At 35.2% G+C, this 7,159-nt stretch carries 10 protein-coding genes; 1 reads left to right on the top strand and 9 read right to left on the bottom strand.

Annotated features, from left to right (window positions below):
• Positions 1-91 precede the first annotated feature (91 nt).
• Genes ABUA27_RS11530 through ABUA27_RS11495 form a run of 8 tightly spaced genes read right to left on the bottom strand, consistent with a single transcriptional unit; the run spans position 92 to position 5,896 of the window.
• Positions 92-1,012, bottom strand: coding sequence for a dihydroorotate dehydrogenase (locus ABUA27_RS11530; protein WP_129982101.1), 921 nt, complete (start codon positions 1,010-1,012; stop codon positions 92-94).
• Entirely contained in the window at positions 1,005-1,763 is a 759-nt protein-coding gene (locus tag ABUA27_RS11525; protein ID WP_129982102.1) for a dihydroorotate dehydrogenase electron transfer subunit, read from the bottom strand. Before ABUA27_RS11525 ends, ABUA27_RS11530 begins: the two co-directional genes overlap by 8 nt.
• A 1-nt stretch (position 1,764) precedes the next feature.
• Positions 1,765-3,030, bottom strand: coding sequence for a dihydroorotase (locus ABUA27_RS11520; RefSeq protein WP_022424711.1), 1,266 nt, complete (start codon positions 3,028-3,030; stop codon positions 1,765-1,767).
• A gap of 3 nt (positions 3,031-3,033) precedes the next feature.
• Entirely contained in the window at positions 3,034-3,513 is a 480-nt protein-coding gene (coaD, locus tag ABUA27_RS11515) for a pantetheine-phosphate adenylyltransferase (protein WP_129982103.1), read from the bottom strand.
• The gene (gene rsmD / locus ABUA27_RS11510; protein ID WP_129982104.1) at positions 3,510-4,067 is read right to left on the bottom strand and encodes a 16S rRNA (guanine(966)-N(2))-methyltransferase RsmD; all 558 of its coding nucleotides are present in this window, start codon (positions 4,065-4,067) and stop codon (positions 3,510-3,512) included. The genes coaD and rsmD overlap by 4 nt, the downstream gene beginning before the upstream one ends.
• Positions 4,048-4,419, bottom strand: a complete 372-nt coding sequence (locus tag ABUA27_RS11505) for a YlbF/YmcA family competence regulator (protein ID WP_129982105.1) — start codon at positions 4,417-4,419, stop codon at positions 4,048-4,050. Before ABUA27_RS11505 ends, rsmD begins: the two co-directional genes overlap by 20 nt.
• Complete coding sequence (locus ABUA27_RS11500) at positions 4,416-5,642, bottom strand: FtsW/RodA/SpoVE family cell cycle protein (RefSeq protein WP_129982106.1); 1,227 nt, start codon at positions 5,640-5,642, stop codon at positions 4,416-4,418. The genes ABUA27_RS11505 and ABUA27_RS11500 overlap by 4 nt, the downstream gene beginning before the upstream one ends.
• Positions 5,639-5,896, bottom strand: a complete 258-nt coding sequence (locus ABUA27_RS11495; protein ID WP_349820748.1) for a UPF0223 family protein — start codon at positions 5,894-5,896, stop codon at positions 5,639-5,641. Before ABUA27_RS11495 ends, ABUA27_RS11500 begins: the two co-directional genes overlap by 4 nt.
• 119 nt (positions 5,897-6,015) lie before the next feature.
• Here ABUA27_RS11495 and def point away from each other — a divergent pair, with 119 nt between their 5' ends.
• Positions 6,016-6,585, top strand: coding sequence for a peptide deformylase (gene def / locus ABUA27_RS11490; protein WP_022424705.1), 570 nt, complete (start codon positions 6,016-6,018; stop codon positions 6,583-6,585).
• A gap of 51 nt (positions 6,586-6,636) precedes the next feature.
• Here def and ABUA27_RS11485 read toward each other — a convergent pair whose 3' ends face one another.
• Positions 6,637-7,062: a hypothetical protein gene (locus tag ABUA27_RS11485; RefSeq protein ID WP_022424704.1), complete on the bottom strand. Its 426-nt coding sequence runs from the start codon at positions 7,060-7,062 to the stop codon at positions 6,637-6,639.
• Positions 7,063-7,159: the final 97 nt, after the last annotated feature.

The raw sequence follows: 7,159 nt of genomic DNA, 5'->3' as shown, positions 1-7,159 counted from the left end.
ACACTTGGCGGTAAATACCTGTGGTCAGACTATCTCCGACTGAATTAGTGCCATGCCCGGCACACGCATAAAAAAGAGTGCTTAGCACTCTTTATTTATATTGATGGGATTTTCCGATAATATCAGTGATATTTTCAATACCCATTGCATCTAGTTCATCATTCATTTCCTGAATAATACGAGGACATGCATATGGATCTACTAAGTTAGCACAACCAACCTGTACAGCACTTGCACCTGCAATCATCATTTCGATTGCATCTCTACCAGTAGAAATACCACCCATACCAATAACTGGGATATTAACTGCCTGAGATACTTGATAAACCATTCTTAAAGCGACAGGGAAGATTGCTGGTCCTGAATAACCACCTGTCTTATTCGCAATAATAGGCTTACCTGAATGGATATCAAAACGCATGCCAACAAGAGTATTGATCATTGAGATACCATCAGCACCCGCTTCTTCTACTGCTTTCGCAATTGCGACTATGTCAGTGACGTTTGGAGATAGTTTGACATATAATGGTTTATTGATCACTGCCTTAACTGAACGAGTGACTTCTGCAGCCATGGCAGGATCAGTACCCATTGCCATACCACCTGCATGAACATTAGGACAGCTGATATTAAGTTCTAATGCACCAATACAGTCTTCTTTAGTTAGTTTTGCAGCAGTCTGTACATAATCATCCACACAGCTGCCACCAATATTCGCAATAGCTTTTCCTGAATAGACTTCTCTTAGTTTAACTAATTCAGTCTTGATGACTTCATCAACACCTGGGTTCTGTAAACCAATCGCATTTAGTAAACCAGAAGGTCCTTCCGCAATACGTGGAAGTGGGTTACCATAACGTGGTTCAAGAGTTGTACCCTTCAAGCTCATAGAGCCTAATACATTAATATCATAGAACTTAGTAAATTCATAACCGAATCCAAAAGTACCACTTGCTGGAATAACAGGATTCTTCATATCAAGTCCTGGTAGTTTTACATGTAAATTAGCCATTGATAATCACCTCATCTGAAGAAAGGACAGGGCCTTCTACACAAATTCTCTTATATGGTTTAGTTTTTACTTTACATGAACATCCCATGCAGGCCCCAAAGCCACATCCCATTCTTGCTTCAAAAGAAAGAGAACCATTGTCTGGGAAGTTCTTTACTAATGCATCCAACATTGGTTCTGGACCACATGCATAGTAATGATCAAAAGTTAAGTTATTTTCTTTAATGGCATCAATCACAGTACCCTTAGTACCATAAGTGCCATCCATTGTAGAAATATAAGTAGGACAAAGTTTCTTGAATTCTTCTTCATAGAACACATCATAAGAACCATTGAATCCAAGTACTGCAGTCACCTTTACACCTTTTTCAATAAGTCTTTTTGCTAGACCATACATAGGCGGTGTACCACTTCCCCCACCTACGACAATCACTTCATTATAATCAGTATCAATAAAACCATTACCTAAACCGATTAACACATCTAGCTTTTCACCTGGTTTCTTTTCTGAAAGAATCTTAGTTCCTTCACCTCTAATACGATAAATAAGCTTAATATGTGTATTATCATAATCTAAGATACTCATTGGTCTTCTTAAGTATGGCTGAAGTGAGTCGTTGATCTTAATATTGATGAACTGACCAGGTGCTGTAATAAAACGAGCCCCTTCTCCTTCAAGTTCCATTTCAAATAGACCAGGAATTAATTCTTTATTGTAGTTGATTGTAAGAAAATCCTGATAGTTCTTCATGTTATTCCTCCACTAATAATTGTCCATCGACAATATTCATAATTAAAGCGCCTTTTACTTTCCATCCTAAGAAAGGTGTATTGCATGCTTTAGACTTTAAGTCTTCTTCTTTGATTGTATATTCCTTATTCAAGTCAAATGCACATAGATCTGCCTTCATACCTTCTTCAATAGAAGCATCTAAATTTAATGTCTTGGCAGGTCCAGTAGTAAGACAATCAAGAACTGTCTCTAATTTAATTAAGCCTTCTTCTACAATATATGTATAAATAAGTGGGAAAGCATGCTGTAAGCCAATGATTCCAAATGGTGCTTTATCAATTGGTTTACTCTTTTCATCTCTTGCATGAGGGGCATGGTCTGTCGCAATAACAGTAATGACTCCATCATTCACTGCCTTGATGATTGCATCACGGTCTTCTTTTGTACGAAGAGGTGGATTCATCTTATAGTTAGGATGACAATCCTGAATGTTATCTTCTGTCAAAATTAAATGATGAGGTGATGTTTCACCACTGACTCTTTCACCACGTGCACGACTTGCACCAAGTAATGCCACTGTTTCTTTTGTCGAAATATGACAGATATGATATCTGTTGTGAATTTCATCTACAAGATGTAAATCACGATCTACCTGTTTATATTCACTTGCACTATTAATACCAATTAAGCCATGTTCTTTCGCATAATGACCTTCATGAATACATCCACCATGTAATTCTGATTCATCTTCACAATGAGCAACAATGATAGAATCAAGAGCTTTTGCACGGGTCATAGCTTCCTTCATCTTTTCATCCTTCTGGACACCTTTACCATCATCAGAGAAACCAAGAACAATAGGTTGTTTAATATTTTCTTCCATATCAACAACCTTCTGGCCTTTTAGTTCTTCTGTAATAGCACTATAAGTATAAGTTTTTACCTGTGCATCCTTTTCACAACGCTTAGTGAAGTCTTCAATAGTTTCCTTATCATCCATACAAGGTAATGTATTGGCCATTGCAACAATAGTACCATATCCACCATAAAGTGCAGATGCACTACCTGTAGAAATAGTTTCTTTATGTTCAAAGCCAGGTTCACGAAGATGTGTATGGATATCAATAAAGTTATGAGATAAAAGTGCTCCGTGAAGATCAATGACTTGATCTGCTTCTTCATTACATGCACCAATCTTCTTGATGATGCCATCTTCAATCAATACATCTGTATCACTAAATGCTTGATGACGATACAAATGTGCATTTTTTAATAATAAACGCATAATCTACCCCCTGTATTTTTCTATTAGTTTTTCTTCAACACATGCTGGTACAAGTCCTTCTACACTATGTTTATGAGATACAATCTCTTTCACAAATGAAGAAGATACAAATGTATAAGCAAGACGTGTCATTAGAAAGACAGTTTCAATGCCGTTATCTAAATACTGGTTTGTAAAGCACATGAGAGACTCATAGTTATAGTCTTCTGTTGCACGTAAACCACGCACTAATACCTGTGCCCCTACTTCCCTTGCATACTCTACAGCAAGACTACTGCTTTCGTCAATGACAACATTGGGAAACTGCTTCGTTGCTTCTCTTAACATCTCCACACGTTCTTCTACAGTAAATAAGCATGTCTTATGTGGATTAATAAAAATAGTCACATAAAGTACATCATACATCTTAGATGCACGTTCAATGATATCAAGATGGCCATTGGTCACAGGATCAAATGTCCCTGTATATACTGCTTTTATCACATTGCAGCCTCCTCGTATTTCACAATCTGTAAACAAGTAATACCATAATTATTTTCTTTAATAAGTTTAAATGGTGCTTCATATTCAAGCTTTTCTTCAGTTAAGTCTTCTACCACAATAATACAGCCATCCATTAAATTTCCATTATCCTTTAATGTATGAATAATATCCATATTAACTTTCATACCATAAGGTGGATCTAATAATACAAGACTAAACTTAATTCCTTCTTCCTTAAAAGTACCTAAAGCTTTACGATAATCAGCCTTTATTACATGCGCATTTGTAATCTTTAAACTATTAATATTTTCTCTAATAACCTGAAATGCCTTATATTGTTTATCTACTGCATAAAGTTCATCCATTCCTCTACTTAATGCCTCTATACCAAGGCCTCCACTTCCTGCAAATAAATCAAGACAAATTCCTCCATCAAAATAAGGACCAATCATGTTATAAAGATTCTCTTTATTTTTATCTGTCGTAGGACGAGTTAATTTTGTAGGGACAGCCTTTAACTGTCTACTTTTATATTTACCTGCTATAACGCGCATAACTTCTTCCAATCCTTCCCTTTGCGAGTTCATCACTGATATCATCAAAGACAATATCTGTAATTTCATCTAACATCTTATTGAGTTCACTATAAGACTCTAAATAAGCATTCATCTCTGGCATGCGATACAATTCTCTTCTTATATCTGTCATACGTTCTTGTATATGTGACGAGTCACAATAGCTGCCAAAGCGTGCCAGATCTTCCTTTTCTTCCTTAAGTCTATTCATTTCATTCATCAAAGATTTAACATCTGGATAATCAAATACACTTAAAGAAGAGTGATAGTTTTTAAAACATTCTTCTTCTTTAATTGCATCAATAAGTTCTTTTATTGAGTCATAGATCATAATGATTTCTCAATTGCCTCCTGCTTCTTTTCACGATTATATTTCGCAATAATAGCCTGAGCTATACCAATTCCTATTAAAGCAACTAAGGTAGATGTACCACCTGCACTTATTAATAGGAGAGGCACACCAGTCATCGGAATAAGTCCTGATACACCACCAACATTAACCATTAAATGAACAAAGAAATAACTTGCAATTCCAATAAGTGTTAATTTTTCTCTTGAATCCTTAATCGCAAAAGCATATCTAAAGAGTCTATAAATAATAATAGAATAAGGAATAAAGAAAGCTGCAAAACCTACAAGCCCTAATTCTTCTACAATAATAGATGAAATAAAGTCACTCTGTGCTTCTGGGATATAACCAAATTTCATAATAGAGTTCCCAAAGCCACGGCCAATCAAGCCACCATTTGTATATCCTACAAAACCATTGATGATCTGATAGTTAGTACCATAGATATCTTTTAATGGATTCAGCCATGATGAAATACGTGCCATCTGATGACTCTTTAAGAAAAAATTATGAAACAGAATAAAGATAAGCACTAGAAACAATACTCCAACTAAGCCAATAATCTTAAAGGGACGATAGTATTGAGATGGTGTCGCAAAGAATAGGCATGTTGCCATAATGAATAATATCAAACCACTTCCCATATCCTTCTGTACCTTCCAACAGATTAAAAATGCGAAAATGACAAGAAAGGCTGGAAAGAACACACAGACAACTGCTTTACGCCAGATAAGTTTATTTCTTTTCTCTTTTGATAAGCATGGAGAAATACGTATCTGATCTGGTAAGACACCAAATATATAACTCAATAATATGATTAAGGTCAGCTTCATAAATTCTACAGGCTGAATAGTAAATGGACCAATCTTGATCCAAGCATGAGAATTATTGATTGTCCACATTATACATGTCAGCATCATAAGAATACATACACCATAAGTGACAAGCATTAATGTTTCTGATATACGACGTGTTTTATAGGCACGCGCAAATAAGAACATAAAACCTAAGCCTACTATAACGAATAAACATTGTTTCAATAGGTTTTTAGTCGCAAAATTAGAGCCTTCACTTGCCGACATACCTACAGAAGCATCTCCAATCATCACAATCCCAAATAATGCGAGAAAAATCGTACAGGCATAGATTGTTTTATCTGTACCAGTACGTTTAAACATCATTTGTGTCTTCTTGATGAAGTTCATAGTTTAACCCACTCTTCTTCCCGAGAACGTTTAAATACTTTATAAATAGAGTAGCCAGATGCTTCTTCAAAAGCTTTATCTAATTGTTTTTGTAAAGCTTTTGAGTCTGCAATAGATGTAAATGCACGGTAATGTTCCATGAATTCTTTAGAACTTATACCTTCTTCATAAGCCTGTTCTACTGCATTATATAACCCAACAACCTCGATAATTTCTTCTGTTGACCAATCTGGTTCTAATGGATAATCATACATGTTAAAATACCTCCTATGTTAAAAATATTATACATGAAATAGGCTTAAAAGAAAATAGGGTATACATAATTGGAAAAAGCGAAGGAGTCTGTTATAATGACACAGAGGTGAAACGAAGAATGTTAAGCATGAAAAATGTAATCGATGATAAAAATCCTTTAATTCGTGAGAAATCTAAAGAAGTATCTTTACCATTAAGTGATGAAGATCGTCATACTTTAATGGAAATGTATCAATATCTCGTAGATTCTCAAGATGAAGAAAAAGCTGAAAAGTATGATTTAAGACCAGGTGTGGGTATTGCTGCTATTCAGATTGGTATTCCAAAAAGAATGTGTGCAATTTATATTCCTTCTGTAGATGAAGAAGGTCATATTGTAAAGTGCGATCAGTGGGCACTTGTTAATCCACGTATTGTAGCAAATGCAGTGAAAGTGGCTTATTTAAAGAATGGTGAAGGATGTTTATCTGTTCCTGAAGATCAGCCAGGTATTGTACCTAGAAGTGCTAAAGTAACTGTTAAGGGATATGATGCCCTAACAGATCAAGAAGTGACTATTGTCGCAAGAGGCTTTACAGCTATCTGTTTACAGCATGAATTAGATCATTTTGAAGGTATTCTTTACTATGATCACTTTAATAAAGAAGATCCAAAAGCACCTATTCCAAATGCGATGGTGATTGAATAATGCTCCTTCGGGAGTATTTTTTTATGCATTAAAAAAGACAGCTTCACGCTGTCAATAATAATTTCTACATATATTAATCATATCATCTACATAGATAACACCGCCATTGATCGCATTATCTGATAAATGAGCATGAAGTTCTATTGGAAGTTTACAGCAGTATTGTTCTCGCATAAGTGGAAGATCCTGTTTCATACATAAATCAGACATATCATCTAATGCCTTTGATGAGAACATGAATGTAGAAAATAAAGCAATATTCTTCACATAGTGACGATCAAGCTGCATAATGAATTGTTCCACTTCCTTTGGTTTACCAAAGCATGGACAATCAAATCCTAATACAAGAAGATCAACATGGGCATGAAAATCAAAGTCCTGAAAGGAAATTGCCTGTGTTCTTGCAGTTTTTGCCATCTGTGATGCAAGAATATGTGCATATTTACTTGTATGACTGTAGACAATCGCAATATTCATAGACTCACCTCTTGTATAAAGTGGTAGTGTCAAAAATCTATATCACATAGCATAAATACACTACCCTCAATTTTATCTATATAAACAGTAAAATGAT

The organism is Catenibacterium sp. RTP21428st1_D7_RTP21428_210409, assembly GCF_040227455.1.
Lineage (GTDB): Bacteria > Bacillota_I > Bacilli_A > Erysipelotrichales > Coprobacillaceae > Catenibacterium > Catenibacterium mitsuoka_A.
This window is presented reverse-complemented; position numbering and strand designations above follow the sequence as displayed.

What these genes read in the sequence shown, in the direction of transcription:
- ABUA27_RS11505 (WP_129982105.1), bottom strand. Translation starts at nt 4,419, where the DNA reads ATGATCTATGACTCAATAAAAGAACTTATTGATGCAATTAAAGAAGAA.
- ABUA27_RS11485 (WP_022424704.1), bottom strand. Translation starts at nt 7,062, where the DNA reads ATGAATATTGCGATTGTCTACAGTCATACAAGTAAATATGCACATATT.
- ABUA27_RS11525 (WP_129982102.1), bottom strand. Translation starts at nt 1,763, where the DNA reads ATGAAGAACTATCAGGATTTTCTTACAATCAACTACAATAAAGAATTA.
- ABUA27_RS11500 (WP_129982106.1), bottom strand. Translation starts at nt 5,642, where the DNA reads ATGAACTTCATCAAGAAGACACAAATGATGTTTAAACGTACTGGTACA.
- ABUA27_RS11520 (WP_022424711.1), bottom strand. Translation starts at nt 3,030, where the DNA reads ATGCGTTTATTATTAAAAAATGCACATTTGTATCGTCATCAAGCATTT.
- def (WP_022424705.1), top strand. Translation starts at nt 6,016, where the DNA reads ATGTTAAGCATGAAAAATGTAATCGATGATAAAAATCCTTTAATTCGT.
- ABUA27_RS11495 (WP_349820748.1), bottom strand. Translation starts at nt 5,896, where the DNA reads ATGTATGATTATCCATTAGAACCAGATTGGTCAACAGAAGAAATTATC.
- ABUA27_RS11530 (WP_129982101.1), bottom strand. Translation starts at nt 1,012, where the DNA reads ATGGCTAATTTACATGTAAAACTACCAGGACTTGATATGAAGAATCCT.
- rsmD (WP_129982104.1), bottom strand. Translation starts at nt 4,067, where the DNA reads ATGCGCGTTATAGCAGGTAAATATAAAAGTAGACAGTTAAAGGCTGTC.